This is a genomic window from Streptomyces sp. OfavH-34-F (assembly GCF_022347745.1).
Lineage (GTDB): Bacteria > Actinomycetota > Actinomycetes > Streptomycetales > Streptomycetaceae > Streptomyces.
The window spans coordinates 1-15,946 of the sequence record NZ_JAKRGC010000138.1; the positions used below are offsets into that span (position 1 = coordinate 1).

16 protein-coding genes and 1 tRNA gene are annotated in these 15,946 nt (G+C 72.4%); 8 read left to right on the forward strand and 9 right to left on the reverse strand.

The annotated features are described in order from the left end of the window. Window positions 1-130: 130 nt before the first annotated feature. Window positions 131-1,276 (reverse strand): 4-hydroxyphenylpyruvate dioxygenase, encoded by a 1,146-nt coding sequence (gene hppD, locus MHW47_RS20100; RefSeq protein WP_239225140.1) that lies wholly within the window; start codon window positions 1,274-1,276, stop codon window positions 131-133. Between the two features lie 129 nt (window positions 1,277-1,405). Between hppD and MHW47_RS20105 the strand changes: the two genes are divergently transcribed. The 7 genes from MHW47_RS20105 (at window position 1,406) to MHW47_RS20135 (ending at window position 6,579) form a co-directional block, all read left to right on the forward strand. Next, window positions 1,406-1,879 (forward strand): Lrp/AsnC family transcriptional regulator, encoded by a 474-nt coding sequence (locus tag MHW47_RS20105; RefSeq protein ID WP_111331080.1) that lies wholly within the window; start codon window positions 1,406-1,408, stop codon window positions 1,877-1,879. Between the two features lie 14 nt (window positions 1,880-1,893). After that, a complete protein-coding gene (locus MHW47_RS20110) occupies window positions 1,894-2,541 on the forward strand; it encodes an ABC transporter permease (protein WP_239225142.1) in 648 nt (215 codons plus the stop codon). Next, complete coding sequence (locus tag MHW47_RS20115; protein WP_239225144.1) at window positions 2,534-3,805, forward strand: ABC transporter ATP-binding protein; 1,272 nt, start codon at window positions 2,534-2,536, stop codon at window positions 3,803-3,805. Before MHW47_RS20110 ends, MHW47_RS20115 begins: the two co-directional genes overlap by 8 nt. After that, complete coding sequence (locus tag MHW47_RS20120) at window positions 3,802-4,677, forward strand: ABC transporter permease (protein WP_239225146.1); 876 nt, start codon at window positions 3,802-3,804, stop codon at window positions 4,675-4,677. The genes MHW47_RS20115 and MHW47_RS20120 overlap by 4 nt, the downstream gene beginning before the upstream one ends. Then, on the forward strand, window positions 4,674-5,678 hold the full coding sequence (locus MHW47_RS20125) for a glycine betaine ABC transporter substrate-binding protein (RefSeq protein ID WP_239225148.1): 1,005 nt from the start codon (window positions 4,674-4,676) through the stop codon (window positions 5,676-5,678). Before MHW47_RS20120 ends, MHW47_RS20125 begins: the two co-directional genes overlap by 4 nt. A 74-nt stretch (window positions 5,679-5,752) precedes the next feature. Continuing rightward, a complete protein-coding gene (locus MHW47_RS20130; RefSeq protein ID WP_239225150.1) occupies window positions 5,753-6,364 on the forward strand; it encodes a winged helix-turn-helix domain-containing protein in 612 nt (203 codons plus the stop codon). A 14-nt stretch (window positions 6,365-6,378) separates the two neighbouring features. Beyond that, a complete protein-coding gene (locus MHW47_RS20135; RefSeq protein WP_239225152.1) occupies window positions 6,379-6,579 on the forward strand; it encodes a hypothetical protein in 201 nt (66 codons plus the stop codon). Window positions 6,580-6,589: 10 nt separating this feature from the next. Here MHW47_RS20135 and MHW47_RS20140 read toward each other — a convergent pair whose 3' ends face one another. From MHW47_RS20140 to MHW47_RS20165, 6 genes are all read right to left on the reverse strand, one after another. Next, window positions 6,590-7,372, reverse strand: a complete 783-nt coding sequence (locus tag MHW47_RS20140) for a S16 family serine protease (protein WP_239225153.1) — start codon at window positions 7,370-7,372, stop codon at window positions 6,590-6,592. Window positions 7,373-7,395: 23 nt separating this feature from the next. Continuing rightward, entirely contained in the window at window positions 7,396-8,037 is a 642-nt protein-coding gene (locus MHW47_RS20145) for an IclR family transcriptional regulator (protein WP_111331062.1), read from the reverse strand. Between the two features lie 462 nt (window positions 8,038-8,499). Then, on the reverse strand, window positions 8,500-10,281 hold the full coding sequence (locus MHW47_RS20150; protein ID WP_239225155.1) for a DEAD/DEAH box helicase: 1,782 nt from the start codon (window positions 10,279-10,281) through the stop codon (window positions 8,500-8,502). Window positions 10,282-10,429: 148 nt separating this feature from the next. After that, on the reverse strand, window positions 10,430-10,825 hold the full coding sequence (locus MHW47_RS20155) for a type II toxin-antitoxin system death-on-curing family toxin (protein ID WP_239225157.1): 396 nt from the start codon (window positions 10,823-10,825) through the stop codon (window positions 10,430-10,432). Beyond that, on the reverse strand, window positions 10,822-11,022 hold the full coding sequence (locus MHW47_RS20160; RefSeq protein ID WP_239225159.1) for a ribbon-helix-helix protein, CopG family: 201 nt from the start codon (window positions 11,020-11,022) through the stop codon (window positions 10,822-10,824). The genes MHW47_RS20155 and MHW47_RS20160 overlap by 4 nt, the downstream gene beginning before the upstream one ends. A 40-nt stretch (window positions 11,023-11,062) precedes the next feature. Continuing rightward, window positions 11,063-12,529: an MFS transporter gene (locus tag MHW47_RS20165; RefSeq protein WP_239225160.1), complete on the reverse strand. Its 1,467-nt coding sequence runs from the start codon at window positions 12,527-12,529 to the stop codon at window positions 11,063-11,065. A gap of 182 nt (window positions 12,530-12,711) precedes the next feature. Here MHW47_RS20165 and MHW47_RS20170 point away from each other — a divergent pair. Next, window positions 12,712-12,783 (forward strand) — tRNA-Cys (locus MHW47_RS20170). 69 nt (window positions 12,784-12,852) lie between these two features. Here MHW47_RS20170 and MHW47_RS20175 read toward each other — a convergent pair. Together MHW47_RS20175 and MHW47_RS20180 are read right to left on the reverse strand one after the other, a co-directional pair. After that, on the reverse strand, window positions 12,853-15,189 hold the full coding sequence (locus MHW47_RS20175; protein ID WP_239225161.1) for a xanthine dehydrogenase family protein molybdopterin-binding subunit: 2,337 nt from the start codon (window positions 15,187-15,189) through the stop codon (window positions 12,853-12,855). Beyond that, window positions 15,186-15,946, reverse strand: a 761-nt coding sequence (locus tag MHW47_RS20180) for a (2Fe-2S)-binding protein (protein ID WP_239225162.1), incomplete at its 5' end; no start/stop codon positions are given. The genes MHW47_RS20175 and MHW47_RS20180, both read right to left, overlap by 4 nt.

The window sequence follows — 15,946 nt, forward strand, 5'->3', positions numbered from 1 at the left end:
GGGCGGGGGCCCCGCAGCGCCGTCCGCCGCTCCGGTGGCGGCCGCCGGCTGACGTACGGGGCTGACGTAGGGGGGCGACGGCGAAGGGGCGGGCCGGATCGCGGCCCGCCCCTTCCTCATGCCCGGCGCGTCAGAGGTTGCCGCGCTTCTCCTGCTCGCGCTCGATCGCCTCGAACAGGGCCTTGAAGTTGCCCTTGCCGAAGCCCATGGAGCCGTGGCGCTCGATCATCTCGAAGAAGACGGTCGGGCGGTCCTGGACCGGCTTGGTGAAGATCTGCAGCAGGTAGCCGTCCTCGTCGCGGTCCACGAGGATCTTCAGCTCGCGCAGGGTCTCCACGGGCACCCGGGTCTCGCCGGCCCACTCGCCGAGGGTGTCGTAGTACGAGTCCGGGGTGTCGAGGAACTGCACACCGGCGGCGCGCATCGCCTTGACCGAGGCGACGATGTCGTTCGTGGCGAGCGCCATGTGCTGGACGCCGGCGGTGCCGTAGAACTCCAGGTACTCGTCGATCTGCGACTTCTTCTTGGCGATGGCCGGCTCGTTGATCGGGAACTTGACCTTGAGCGTGCCGTCGGCGACGACCTTGGACATGAGCGCGGAGTACTCGGTGGCGATGTCGTCGCCCACGAACTCCTTCATGTTCGTGAAGCCCATGACCTTGTTGTAGAACGCGACCCACTCGTTCATCCGGCCCAGCTCGACGTTGCCGACGCAGTGGTCGATGGCCTGGAAGTAGCGCTTGGCCGGCGGCTCGACGATCGGCGAGGCCTCGACGTACCCCGGCAGGTAGGGGCCGGAGTAGCCGGAGCGCTCGACGAGGGTGTGGCGGGTCTTGCCGTACGTGGCGATGGCGGCGCGCACGACGGTGCCGTGCTCGTCCTTCGTCTCGTAGGGCTCCTCGATGCCGGTGGCCCCGTGCTCGACGGCGTACGCGTAGGCCGCGCGGGCGTCCGGCACCTCGATGGCGAGGTCGATGACCCCGTCGCCGTGCGCCGTGACGTGGTCCTCCAGGAAGTGGCCCCAGTCGGTCGACGCCTTGACCACGGAGGTGAGGACGAAGCGGGCGGAACCGCTGGTGAGGACGTAGCTCGCGGTCTCGCGGCTGCCGGTCTCCGGGCCCGCGTAGGCGACCAGCTTCATGCCGAAGGCCGTCGAGTAGTAGTGCGCGGCCTGCTTGGCGTTGCCCACGGCGAAGACGACGGCGTCCATCCCCTTGACGGGGAAGGGGTCGGCCTGCCTGGACGTCTCAGGGGTGCTGTGCATCGTCTCTGTCATGCCCCGAGGTTCCCGCCGCTCCGCAAGGTGCGCAACAGTTTCCGTCATCACTGGTCAACCTGTACAGCGCTTCGTCATGATGGGCGGGCGATCTGTACATGATGACCATCACACCGACGGAGGCCGGGCATGGCGATCGACCGATTGGACGGGCGGCTCATCGTGCTGCTGGCCCGCGAACCCAGGATCGGGGTCCTGGAGGCGTCGCGCAGGCTGGGCGTGGCGCGCGGCACGGTGCAGGCGCGGCTCGACCGGCTTCAGTCGAATGGCGTCATCCGCGGTTTCGGCCCGGACGTCGATCCGGCGGCCCTCGGCTACCCGGTCACCGCGTTCGCCACGCTGGAGATCAAACAGGGCCAAGGCGCCGATGTGCGGGCGCACTTGAGCGGGGTGCCGGAGGTGCTGGAGCTGCACACCACCACCGGGCACGGGGACATGCTGTGCCGGCTGGTGGCCCGGTCCAACGCGGATCTCCAGCGGGTGATCGACCGGGTTGTCGGATTTGATGGGATCGTCCGGGCCTCCACGGCCATCGTCATGGAGAACGCCGTCCCCCTGCGCGTCATCCCGCTCGTCGAACAGGCGGCGCAGGACACCGACTGAGCCGAGGAGCGCCGGTGAGCTTCTGGGAGTACCTGGCCAACCGCCACCAGCAGTTGCTCACCGACGCCTTCCAGCACGTCAGCGCGGTCTTCCAGTGCATGGTGATCGCCACCGTCCTGGGGGTCCTGATCGGGGTCGTCAGCTACCGCAGCGGCTGGGGTTCCTCGCTGGCGATCACCTCGACGGCGACCGTGCTGACCATTCCGTCCCTGGCCGCCATCGGTCTGCTCATCCCGCTGGTCGGTCTCGGCGTCGCGCCCACGGTGATCACCCTGACGCTGTACGGGCTGCTGCCCGTCGTCCGCAACGCCATCGTGGGGCTGCGCGGCGTCGACCCGGCGCTGGTGGACGCGGCGAAGGGCATCGGGATGTCCCGTACGGCGCGGCTGCTTCGGGTGGAACTGCCGCTGGCCTGGCCGCCGATCCTCACCGGCATCCGGGTCTCCACCCAGATGCTGATGGGCATCGCCGCCATCGCCGCGTACGCCTCCGGGCCCGGCCTCGGCAACGAGATCTTCCGCGGCATCGCCTCGCTGGGCAGCGCCAACGCGATCAACCAGGTGCTCGCGGGCACGCTCGGCATCGTCGTCCTCGCCCTCCTCTTCGACGCCGCGTACGTCCTGCTGGGGCGGCTCACCATCCCGAGGGGTATCCGTGTCTGAGACCGCAGCACCCTCCGCACCGCGCCCCGCGCCCGGCGCCGGCGCCGCCGCGTCCGGGGCCACCATCGAGCTGGAGAACCTCTCCAAGCGCTATCCGGGCAACCCCAACCCGGCCGTGGACAACGTGTCCATGGAGATCAGGGCCGGCGAGACGGTGATCTTCGTGGGCCCGTCCGGCTGCGGGAAGTCCACCACCCTCAAGATGATCAACCGGCTGATCGAGCCCACCTCCGGCCGGATCAGGATTGACGACGAGGACGTCACCGACATCGACCCGGTGAAGCTGCGCCGCAAGATCGGTTACGCGATCCAGTCGTCCGGGCTCTTCCCGCACATGACGGTCGCCGAGAACATCGCGCTGGTCCCGAAGATGGTGGGCTGGTCCAAGGCGCGGGTGAAGGACCGGGTGGAGGAGATGCTCGATCTGGTCGGGCTCGACCCGCGCGAGTTCCACGGCCGCTATCCGCGCGCCCTGTCCGGCGGCCAGCAGCAGCGCGTCGGCGTGGCGCGGGCGCTGGCCGCCGATCCGCCGGTGCTGCTGATGGACGAGCCGTTCGGCGCGGTCGACCCGATCACCCGCGACCACCTCCAGGACGAGCTGATCCGGCTCCAGCGCGAACTCCACAAGACGATCGTCTTCGTGACCCACGACTTCGACGAGGCGATCAAGCTGGGCGACCGGATCGCCGTCCTGCGCGAGCGCTCGCACATCGCGCAGTTCGACACCCCGGAGGCCATCCTCACCAACCCGACCGACGACTTCGTCTCCGGCTTCGTCGGCGCGGGCGCGGCGCTGAAACGGCTCAACCTGACACGGGTGCGCGAGGTGGAGATCGCCGACTTCCCGACCGTCACCGTGGACGACCCGCTCCAGTCGATCTTCAACAAGCTGCGCTCCGGCCCGCACAACGAGCTGCTGATGCTGGACCGCAGGAACCGCCCCTACAAGTGGCTGCGGCGCGGCGACCTGATGCGGGCGCGCGGCTCCCTGGCACGGGCCGGGCAGCTCGTCCACGACACGGTGACGCGGGACGCCACGCTGCACGACGCGCTGGAGGCGGTGCTCACCGACAGCGGCGGGCGGGTCGCGGTGACCGGCCGGCGCGGCGAGTTCACCGGGGTCGTGGACATGCACACCCTGATGAACTCGGTGCACGAACTCCTGGAGGCGGACCGGCTCACCGCCATCGAGCACCAGCACGACCTGGAGGAACTGCGCGAGCACCGGACCGCCGAGGAGCTGGAGGGCGGTGCGGGCACATGACCCCCGGTTCCTCACCCGCGCCCGGCCCCTCCCCCGCGCCCGGCCGGGAGCGTCCGCCGGGCGAGCACGACGTCAAGGGCCACGCCTTCCGCGACGAGGAGGAGGAGCCCGCCCCGGCGCCGGCGGGGCCGCCGCGCCGGATCACCTGGCGGAAGCTGGTGGTGCTCCCGGCGGTCCTTGCGGTGGTGCTCGTCGCCACGTACCTCTGGATCGAGAACGTCTCCCTCGACTCGATCGCGGAGAACTCGCTGGCCGGCGACACGGTCGAGGTGCGCTGGTGGCAGCATGTGCGGCTGACCGCGATCTCCACGTTCTGGGTGCTGGTGATCGCGATTCCGCTGGGCATCGCGCTGACCCGGCGGGGCCTGAGCAGGGCGGCCCCCGTCGTGACGGCGATCGCCAACATCGGGCAGGCCACCCCGGCGATCGGGCTGCTGGCCCTGCTGGTCATCTGGCTCGGCATCGGCCCGTCCACGGCGATCACCGGCATGGTGATCTACGCGGTGCTGCCGGTGCTCTCCAACACGGTCGCCGGGCTCCGGGCGATCGAGCCGAGCATGGTGGAGGCGGCGCGCGGCATCGGCATGTCGGCCCTGGGCACCCTGGCCCGGGTCGAACTCCCCCTCGCCGTCCCGCTGATCCTGGCCGGGGTGCGCACCGCGCTCGTCCTGAACGTCGGCACGGCGACCCTGGCGACCTTCGGGGGCGGCGGCGGGCTCGGCGACCTGATCACCTCGGGCATCCAGACCCAGCGCATGCCGGTCCTGGTGCTGGGGTCGATCCTGACGGTGGTGCTGGCGCTCCTGGTGGACTGGCTGGCCTCGCTGGCCGAGGTGGCGCTCACCCCGCGCGGCCTGGAGGTGGGGCGATGAGGACGCGGCGGGCGGCGCGGCGGGCGGCGCGGCGGGCGCGTACGGCCCTGGCAGGCGGGGCGGCGCTGGCCCTGGTGCTGGCCGGGTGCGGGCTCAAGAGCGGGTCGCCGATGGTGGACGACGTGGTGCCCGGGTCGGTCGGGCAGGGGCAGCCGCTGGACGGCGCCTCGCTGACCGTGACCTCGAAGAACTTCAGCGAGAACATCATCCTGGGCCAGATGATCGGGCTGATCTTCAAGGCGGCCGGGGCGGAGGTCCTGGACCGGACGAACCTGCCCAGCTCGATCAGCGCCCGCGAGGCGGTCATCCAGGGCGACGCGGACGCCGAGTACGAGTACACGGGCACCGGCTGGATCACGTACCTCGGGCACGCGAAGCCCATCGCCGACCCGCTGGAGCAGTGGAAGGCGGTGCGCGACGCGGACCTGCGCAACGGGGTGACCTGGCTGCGGCCGTCCACCCTCAACAACACGTACGCGCTCGCCATCAGCCGCCGCAACAACGCCCGGTACCACCTGAGGACGCTCTCCGACGTGGCCGCGCTGGCGAAGAAGAACCCGTCGGCGGTGACGGTGTGCGTGGAGAACGAGTTCGCCTCGCGCGACGACGGACTGCCCGGCATGGAGAAGGCGTACGGGATGTCCCTGCCGGCCACCAACATCAAGAAGATGGACGCGGGGATCATCTACACCCAGATCTCCAAGTCCGGCTCCTGCCTGCTCGGCGAGGTCTTCACCACGGACGGCCGGATCAAGGCGATGGACCTGGAGGTGCTGGAGGACGACAAGCACTTCTTCCCCAACTACAACGCCGCGCCCGTCGTGCACACCCCGACGCTGGAGAAGTACCCGGAGATCCGCGGCCTCCTCGACCCCCTCAGCGCACGGCTGACGACGGAGGTCGCGCAGGACCTGAACGCCCGGGTGGACGTGGACGGCCAGGACCCGCACGAGGTGGCCAAGGACTGGCTGATCGAGGAGGGCTTCATCAAGGAGGGCTGAGCCCCGGGAAGGCATGCAAAGATTCTTTGCAAAAACCCGTTGCAAAACCTTCTTTGCAACTCTACGGTGGAGCCATGCCACCCAGCGAACCCCACGACGACCGCAGCGCCACGGCGGCCGAGCCCAGCGTTCTGAACATCGACGCCCGCGCCCTGCGCGGTCTCGCCCACCCCTTGCGGCTCCGCCTGCTCAACGCCCTGCGGGAGCACGGCCCCGCCACCGCGTCGGGCGTCGCCGAGCGGCTCGGCGAGTCCAGCGGAGCCACCAGCTACCACCTGCGCCAGCTGGCCTCGTTCGGCTTCGTCGAGGACGACCCGACGCGCGGCAAGGGCCGGGAACGCTGGTGGCGGGCCGCACATGCCGGGGCCGCCTTCGACTCCGACCTCATGCAGCACGCCGACCCCGAGGTCCGCGGCGCCATGGGCGTCGTCCTGCACGAGATCGCCACCCTGCACGCGCAGGAGCTGAGCACCTGGCTCGGCACGCTGCACGAGTGGTCCCACGAGTGGTACGAGGGCTCCAGCATCAGCGACTTCAAGATCCGGCTGACACCCGAGCTCTCCCTCGAACTCGCCCAGAAGGTCAACGACTTGATCAACAGCTACCGCGGCCGCGTCCCCGAAGGCACCGAGGGTTCCGCCGTGGTCCGCGCCCACCTGCACGTCTTCCCCCGTCGCGCCGACTGAAGGGACCGACCACCATGAACCGCGACACGTACCTCGCCCCCTACCGCGTCCACTCCCCCGCGATGCGCCTGCACGTCCGCGAGCTCCGCCGCGCCCGCCGCACGGCCCTGCGCCGCAAGCTGCGGAGCAGGCTCGGCTGGACCCTGGTCGGCATGGGCCTGCGCGTGCTGCCGGCCGGCGCCGTCGGCCCGGCGCGCGCCGCGCGTACCGCCTAGAGCCGCCGGCTCAGCAGCCCGGGACCTTGCCGCCACGGTCCAGGGCGCGCAGGGAGTCCACCGCCCCCTTGAGCGTGGTCACCGGGATCAGGCGCAGCCCTTCGGGCAGCTCGGCCTTCGCCTCCGAGCACTCCGCCTTCGGCACGAGGAAGACGGTCGCCCCGTCCCGGCGGGCGGCCTGCGTCTTGAGCGAGACCCCGCCGACCGCGCCGACGTCCCCGTCCGCGTCGATCGTGCCGGTGCCCGCGACGATGCGGCCGCCGGTGAGGTCGCCGCCCGAGCCGTCGCCGTCGAGCTTGTCCACGATGCCCAGGGCGAAGAAGAGACCGGCGCTGGGGCCGCCGATGTCCGCCAGGTGCAGGGTGACGTCCACGGAGCCGGGCTTGCGGCCCAGGTAGTTCAGCGCGGCGTCCACGGCGGCGTCCTGGGACTTCGCCATGTCGTCCAGGTTGTGCCGCTCGATCTCCTTCTCGGAGCCGCCCGTCGGGTACACCGAGTCGCGGGGCATCACGGCCCGGTCGGCGCGGAACCAGCTGTCCACGACGTCGCGGATGCCGACGTCCGCCTCGGGGCCCGTCGCCACGATCGTCGTCATCCGCAGCTCCCCCTCGGTGGAGCGGGTGGGGGTGCCCTTGATGCTGATCACGGGGGTGCCGTGGTCGTCGCCCAGCACGTTCGCGGTCGTTCCCGGCTGCGCGAGCGTGAACGGCAGCGGCGCGAAGGCGGCGGTGCCGAGGAGGACGGCGACGGGCAGGGCGGCGAGGGCGAGGGTGCGGGCGCGCGGTGTGAACACGCGCCCAATCTAACGTGCGGCCCTCAGCGCAACGCGTCCGCGACCTCCCGGGCGGCGTCCACCACGCGCGGGCCGACGCGTTCCGGCACGGAGTCCGCCAGCATGACGACGCCGACGCTCCCCTCCACCCCCGTCACGCCCATCAACGCCGCCGCCGCGCCGCTCGCGCCCGCCTCCAGCTCCCCGTGGGTGAGGGTGAAGGCGGTCTCGGCGACCGGCCTCTGGCGGGCGGCCAGGATCGCGCGGCCGGCGGCACCCCGGTCCAGCGGATGGCGGAAGCCCGCCCGGTAGGCGACGTGGTAGTCGGTCCAGGTCGGCTCCACCACCGCGACCGCCAGCGCGTCGGAGCCGTCCACCAGCGTCAGGTGGGCGGTGGCCCCGATGTCCTCGGCCAGCGAGCGCAGCGCCGGCAGCGCCGCCTCCCGGACGAGCGGATGGACCTGGCGGCCCAGCCGCAGCACGCCGAGGCCGACCCGCGCCCGGCCGCCCAAGTCCCGGCGTATCAGGGTGTGTTGTTCGAGTGTGGCGAGCAGACGGTAGACCACGGTGCGGTTGACGCCGAGTTTGTTGGACAACTCGGTGACCGTGAGGCCGTGGTCGGTGTCGGCGAGCAGCTTGAGGACACGCAGTCCTCTGTCGAGCGTCTGGGAGGTTTCCGCGGTCACGACGCCCTCTCCTCCGTGGGTGAGCGGCGGCGGCTGTCCCGTGGGAGGTGCGCCACCGGTCCCGGAGGCGACGCACGGAGAGGCCGCCGGCCTGGCCAAGGCACCGGCTGCGCTCCGCGGCGGCATTGCCACGGGGCGTTCACATTTTTTGGACAGTAGCGAGCGAGTCCGCTCAGCGGAAGACCTCGTCCAGAATCCGGGCGCCCCCGGCAACCCCGTTGCGCGGCACGAGCATAAGCGCCGGTCAGCGGCGCGCGGACACCGGACCGTCCATCTACGCGCGTCCATGTCGGCTGACGTCGTCGCGACGCTCTGTAGACCGGATGTGAACCACGGTTAACTCACCGTGAAAATTTTTCTGGCGCATTCGGGGCTCCCCCGGGCACGGAAGGGGCCCCGGCACCCTCGCGGGGAGGGTGCCGGGGCCCTGGGCGGCTGTCCGGACGGGGAGCGGGCGGGGTGTCACCGCATGCGGGTGGCCCACTCCTGGACCTTCTTGATGCGCTGCTCGATCTGCCCGGCGGTGGCCTCCGCGCTCGGCGGCCCGCCGCAGACGCGGCGCAGCTCGGTGTGGATGACGCCGTGCGGCTTGCCGCTCTGGTGGGTGTAGGCGGACACCATGGTGTTGAGCTGCTTGCGCAGGCCGAGGAGCTGCTTGTGCGTGACGACCGGCCGCTCCTGGGCGGGCTTCTCCAGCAGGTCGGCCTCGGCGGCGGGCTTCTGCCGGCTGTGCGCGATCTGCCGGGTCTGCCGCTTCTGGAGGAGGAGCTGCACCTGGTCGGGTTCGAGGAGGCCGGGGATGCCGAGGTAGTCCTGCTCCTCCTCGCTGCCGGGGTGGGCCTGCATGCCGAACTCGGCGCCGTCGTACAGCACCCGGTCGAAGACGGCGTCGGACTCCAGCGCCTCGAAGGGCAGCTGGTCCTCGGTCTCCTCGTCCTCCAGCCGCTCGGCGTCGGCGAGGAGCTTGTCCTCCTCGGCGAACGGGTTGTCCTCGTCGCTGCCCCTCTTCGGCTTGTCGAGCACGTGGTCCCGCTCGACCTCCATCTCGTTGGCGAACTCCAGGAGCATCGGGATGGTGGGGACGAACACGGACGCGGTCTCGCCGCGCCTGCGGGAGCGGACGAAGCGGCCGACGGCCTGGGCGAAGAAGAGCGGGGTCGAGATGGTGGTGGCGTACACCCCGACCGCGAGGCGCGGCACGTCCACGCCCTCGGAGACCATGCGGACCGCGACCATCCAGCGCGAGTCGTCCTGGCTGAACTTGTCGATCTTCTTGGACGCGGCCTTCTCGTCGGACAGGACGACGGTGGGGGTCTCGCCGGTGACCTTCTTGAGGATCTTCGCGTAGGCGCGCGCCGACTCCTGGTCGGTGGCGATGACGAGCCCGCCGGCGTCCGGGATGCCCTTGCGGACCTCGGTGAGCCGCTTGTCGGCGGCGCTCAGCACGTTGGGAATCCACTCGCCGGTGGGCGCCAGGGCGGTGCGCCACGCCTGCCCGATGGCGTCCTTGGTCATGGGCTCGCCGAGCCGGGCCTCGATCTCGTCGCCGGCCTTGGTGCGCCAGCGCATGTTGCCGCTGTAGCTGAGGAATATCACCGGGCGCACGACGCCGTCGGCCAGGGCGTTGCCGTAGCCGTAGGTGTAGTCGGCGGAGGAGCGCCGGATGCCGTCGTCGCCCTCCTCGTACACGACGAACGGGATGGGGTTGGTGTCCGAGCGGAACGGGGTGCCGGTGAGGGCGAGCCGGCGGGTGGCCGGGTCGAACGCCTCCTGGCATGCCTCGCCCCAGGACTTGGAGTCCCCGGCGTGGTGGATCTCGTCGAGGATGACGAGCGTCTTGCGCTGCTCGCACCGGTTGCGGTGCAGCATCGGGCGGACGCCGACGCCCGCGTAGGTGACCGCTACCCCGTGGTACTCCTTGCTCAGCGGACCGGCGCTGTAGTCGGGGTCGAGCTTGATCCCTATCCGGGCGGCCGCCTCGGCCCACTGCTTCTTCAGGTGCTCGGTGGGTGCGACGACGGTGACCTGCTGCACGACGTGGTGGTGCAGCAGCCAGGAGGCGAGGGTCAGCGCGAAGGTGGTCTTCCCCGCGCCGGGCGTGGCGACGGCGAGGAAGTCGCGCGGCTGCTCCTGGATGTACTTCTCCATGGCGCCCTGCTGCCAGGCTCGCAGCTTGCCGGCCGTGCCCCAGGGGGCGCGGCCGGGGAAGGCGGGTGAGAGGTGGTGGGAGGCGGTAGTAGTCACGGTCTCCGGTTCGGGTCTCTCGGGTACGTGGGCGCTGCCCGCGCCGGCCGGACCGGCCCGACGCGATACGACAACCGGGCCACCCTACCGGTGAGCCCGCCCCGCACCACCGCGATCCGGCCCGCCCGTCGCGGAAGTGCGACGGCTCTCACACGGGGTGGCTCATCAGGTCGCGCAGTCCGTCGGCGATGGCCTTCAGCTCGTCCACCTCACCCGTCGCGACCGCGATGGCCAGGCGTTCCGCCGCGTCGATGTCCGGCCGGAGGTCGACCCCGTTCATGGCGAGGAAGGTCACGCAGGACAGCCAGGCGGTCCGCTTGTTCCCGTCGAAGAACGGGCGGTTGACCGACAGGGACAGGGACTGAAGCAGCGCGGCCGCCTTCCCGAGGACGTCCGGGTATGCCTCCTGGCCGAACATGGCGGCCGAGGGCCGGTGGACCGCCGACTCCAGGAGACCGGCGTCACGGAGCACGATCCGCATGTCCGGACAGGCGTGCTCGGCAATGACGAGAACGTCCTCGGAGCTCAGATAGACACAGCTCACTTGAGCCGCTCCATGAGCTCGCTCCACTTGGCCGCCTGCTCCTGCGCCGTGCGGCGGACGATCGCCTGCTGAGCCGTACGGGCCAGATAGTCGTCCACGGCCCTGAGCACGATGGCGTGCATGCTGGCGCCCTCCTGCTCGGCACGCTGCTTGAGGGCTTCCGTCTGGTCGTCGCGGAGACGCAGGTTCATGGCCATACCAAAACGGTACCGCCGGGTGGGGTCAATCTGGTACCACTCAGCGCTCCTGTACCCGGGCCGCCACCCATGCGCCTGCCAGGGCGACCGCGGCCATCGGGAAGAAGACCACCGCGAAGGCGGCCGGGTGGGAGGTGGTGGTGGCGGCTTCGTGGGCGGCGTCCATCGTGCCGCCGCCCAGGGCGGCGAACGCGGCTCCGCCGGCGGCCAGCAGGAGGACGTTGGAGAGGCCGTCGGAGATCTGGAGGGCGGCGGAGTTGGCGCCCGCCTCCTCGGGGGCGGAGAGCTTCAGCAGGAGGACGCTGGTGGACGCGATGACCAGGCCCATGCCGAAGCAGCCGAACCCCCAGGCCACCGCCACCGTCCACACCGGCACCGCGTCGATCAGCACCGCCGGGGCCGCCGCGACGGAGAGCGCGACCAGGACCATCGCGCCGACCATCAGGCGCCCCCGGTACGGCTCCACACGGGGCCGGGACTGTACGTAGGAGCCCAGCGCCCACGTGCCGCCGCCGGCCGCCAGCGAGAGGCCCGCCAGGGTCGGGGAGAGGCCGCGCTGGGTGACCAGCATCAGCGGCACGAACGACTCGGCGGCGATGAACGAACCGGCGGCCACCCCGCGCAGCAGCACCACCGCCGGCAGCCCGCGCGCGGCGCGCCAGGTGCCGTGCGGCAGCAGCCCCCGGATCGCCGGGACGAGCAGCGCGGCCCCGGCGACCGCCGGCAGCAGGGAGAGCCAGGTCAGCTCCTGGCCGGCGTACTGGAGCAGCCCCGCCCCCAGCGAGATGGCCAGCGCGAGCGCGATGCGGCGCCGGTCGAACCCCTCCGCGGCCACCGCCGGGTCGGCGGGCCCGGACGCCTTCCGCCGGATCTCCGGCAGGGCCAGCGCCAGCGGGAAGACCACCAGGACCGGGATGCCGATGAACACCCACCGCCAGCCCAGGTGTTCGGTGACGCTGCCGGCGGCCAGCGGCCCGACGACCGAGGGGATGACCCAGCTCGCGGCGAACGCGGCCATGATCGAGGGCCGCAGCCGCTCCGGATAGGCCCGCCCGATCACCACGTACAGCGCGACGATCACCAGCCCGCCGCCGAGCCCCTGCACGGCGCGCCCCGCGATGAACAGCCACATCGTGCCCGCGGTCCCGGACAGCAGCAGCCCCGCCCCGAAGGCGCTGATCCCCGCGGCCAGCGGCGCCAGCGGGCCGTGCCGGTCGGCCCACTGCCCGGACAGCACCATGGCGAAGAGGCTGGTGGTGAAGTACGCCGAGAACGCGAACGCGTACAGCGGGATGCCGTGCAGTTCGCGCGCGGCGACCGGCATCGCGGTGCCCACGGCGGTCGCCTCGAAGGCGATCAGGAAGACCACGGAGACGATGCCGATGCTGAGCGCCCGGTACGTCCGCCCGAGGACGCCCTCCGGCGGCGCGGGCTTCGCGACGCCGGGGGCGTCCAGGTCTTCGATGAGGCGCGGGACATCGGCGTCCCGTGGTTCCAGGGCGGTCATGAGCCAAGAGTAAGGGGCGAAACGCGAGGTGAACCCTGTCGGAGGTCCCGGCCGTCCTACGCTTCTGGTCCTACTCCCGCGCGCCGGATGTGAACGGCGCATGGCAGTCGTGTGGCACGCCGGACCGCGCCCTTGAGCGCCCCCTCGGCCGCGCCTACGGTCGGTGGTGCGAGAACACGCAGGACCGTGTGCCCGAGAGGCTCAGGGGCTCGACTGCAACTCGAGTTACACCGGTTCGAATCCGGTCACGGTCTCCGAACACTGAACCGCCCGCCCCGTGTCCGGGGCGGGCGGTTCGGCGTTCCGGGGCCGGGCCCGGCCGGTCAGCCCTGGGCGGTGGCCACCGCCGCCTGGGGGCGGATCGGGAGGCGGTTGACCGGGCGGCCCGTCGCCGCGCGGACCGCCGACGCCACGGCGGCCGGGGAGGTCACGACCGGGACCGCCGAGGCCGGCTTCGCGCCGAACGGCGCCACCACGTCCCGCTCCTCGATCAGCTTCACGATGCGGATCTCCGGCGCGTCCAGCGTGGTCGGCAGCGCGTAGCCGGTCAGGTCCGGGTGGCGGACCAGGCCGCGGGCGGTGCGCAGGTTCTCGGTGAGGGCGGCGCCGACGCCCTGGGTGACGCCCGCCTCGATGCGGGTCGCCAGCTGGGCCGGGTTGAGGACCCGGCCGACGTCCTGGGCGACCGCCATCTCGACCACGCGTACGGAGCCCAGCTCGATGTCGACGTCCACCACCGCGCGGATCGCGCAGAAGGCGATGCCCACGAAGGCGTCGCCCTGCCCGGACTCGTCCAGCGGCTCGGTGGGGTGCGGGCGGCACTGCGCGGTGGCCCACAGCTCCTTGCCGTCCAGCGCCTCCGACACCGTCGTGGAGAGCACCCCGTCGTACGAGGTGATCTTGCCGTCGGCGATCTGGAGCAGCTCCGTGGACATGCCGAACTTGTGGGCCAGGGGCTGGAGGAGCTGGGTGCGGACCATCTTCGCGGCGCGTTCGACCGCGCCGGCCGACACCCAGGTGTGGCGGCCGTGGGTGGCCGGACCGGCCGGCGGCTGGTCGGTGTCCACGGCGGCGACGTGCACCTCCTCGACGCCCAGGGTCTCCTGGACCACCTGGCGGGCCAGCGTGGAGAAGCCCTGGCCTGTCTCGACGGCCGCGCAGATGACCGTGGCGACCGAGTCCTGGACCCGGACCGTGGCCGTGGAGACCTCGTCGGTGCCCTCCGCGCCGAGCATGTGGACCATGCCCAGCGCGTAGCCGACGCCGCGCCGCACCGCGCCCGGCTCCCCCGCGCCCTCGGGTCCGCCCGGCAGCAGCCAGTCGTCCTCCGGGGCGTCCTTGGGCAGCGCGGGCAGCGGGAAGTCGCGTACGGCGGTGAGCAGTTCGGCGACCGGGGCGGGGCAGGTCACGGTCTGGCCGGTGGGCAGGATGTCCCCGGTGGCCAGGACGTTGCGCATCCGCAGCTCGGCCGGGTCGATGCCCAGCTTGGCCGCCAGCTTGTCCATCTGGCCCTCGTAGGCCGCGCACACCTGCATCGCGCCCTCGCCCCGGACGTGCCCGGACGGCGGGTTGTTCGTCCGCACGGCCCAGCCCTCGATGAAGGCGTGCGGGACGACGTACGGGCCGCAGGCGAAGGCCACCGCGGCGGCCAGCGACTCCGACGAGTCGTCCGCGTACGCCCCCGCGTCCAGCAGGATCTGGGCCTCCACCTTGACCAGCCGGCCGCCGGCGTCCGCGTGGTGGCGGTAGCGCAGCAGCGTGGGGTGGCGGTGGGCGTGGCCGAGGAAGGACTCCTCGCGCGTCGCGGCCAGCTTCACCGGGCAGCCGGTGCGCAGGGCCAGCAGCCCCAGCGGCAGCTGGAAGCCGGGGTCCTCGCGGTCGCCGGTCGCGCCGGGCACCCCGGTGACGACGACCTTGACCCGCTCGGGTTCCAGCCCGAAGCAGGCGGCGGCCAGGTCGCGGTCGGTGTGCGGGTCCGTGGAGGCGGTGTACAGCTCCACCCCGCCGTCCGGCCGGGGCACGGCGAGCCCGGCCTCGGCGCCGATCGGGGCCGGGTCCTGGCGGCCGATGCGGTACAGCCCCTCCACGACGACCTCGCCCGTCGCCTCCGGGTCGCCGTAGCGCAGCGGGATGTGGCGGACGAGGTTGCCGTCGGGGTGCAGCGGTTCGGCGGCGAAGGCCTTCTCCGGGTCGGTGACCGCCTCCAGCACCTCGTACTCGACGGCGATGGCGGCGGCGGCCAGCCGGGCCGTGTCGGGGTGGTCGGCGGCGACGGCCGCGATCGGCTCGCCGTGGTGGCGGACCAGGTCGGCGGCGAAGACCGGGCGGTCCACGACCTTGCGCCCGTACAGTGCCTCGCCCGGCACGTCCTGGTGGGTGACGACCGCCCGTACGCCGGGCATCGCGGCGGCCGCGGAGGTGTCGATGGACAGGATGCGGGCGTGCGCGTGCGGGGAGCGCAGGACGGCCGCCCAGAGCAGGCCCTCGGCCCACAGGTCGGCGGCGTAGGGGAAGGTGCCCTCGGTCTTGGCGCGGGTGTCCGCCGCCGGCAGCGAGGCGCCGATGCCCAGCCGGGGCCGCTCGGCCTCCGGTGTGCCGGGACCGGCCGACGACGGGATGGTGATCGTCGTGGGGGTGGCGCCGGCCGCGTCGTTGCTCACGCCATGCCTCCGTCCTGCTGCTGGTGGACCGCCTGATGGGGAATGCGGACCTCGTCCGGCTCCGCCGGCGCGGTCGTCGCCTCGGCCGCGGCCTCGGCGGCGGCCTCCCGGCCCGCGATGACCTCGTTGACCGCCTCCAGGACGCCCCGGTAGCCGGAGCAGCGGCAGAGGTTGCCGCACAGCGCCCGGCGGGTCTCCAGCTCACTGGGGCGGTGGTTGCCCTCCAGGAGGTCGTGCACGGTCATCGCCATGCCGGGGATGCAGAAACCGCACTGGACGGCACCCCGGTCGGCGAGCGCCCGCTGCACGTCGGAGGGCTCCCCGTCGACGGCCAGGCCCTCGACCGTGCGGACCTCGCTGCCGGCGGTGGTGGCGGCGGGGACCAGGCAGGACGCGACGAGCCGCCCGTCCACCTGGACGTTGCACGCCCCGCACTCGCCCTGCGAGCAGCCGTCCTTGGCCCCGGCGAGCCCGAGGCGCTCGCGCAGCACGTAGAGCAGCGACTCGCCGATCCAGGCGTCCGCGACGGGCCGGTCCGCGCCGTTGACGTGCAGCACGTACGAGACGGCGGGGTGCTCGGTGGCGCCGATCGCGACGGGCTCGGGAACGGCCTCGCCCGGGTCCGGCGCCGGGAGGGCCGCCTCGGCGTCGGGGGCTTCGGGGGCGTCGGCGTCGGCCGCCGTCGCGGGAGCCGGGTCCGTCTCGGCCCGGACCTCGTCGGCGGGGGCCGTGTCCCCGGCGGGTTCCGGCCGGTCGG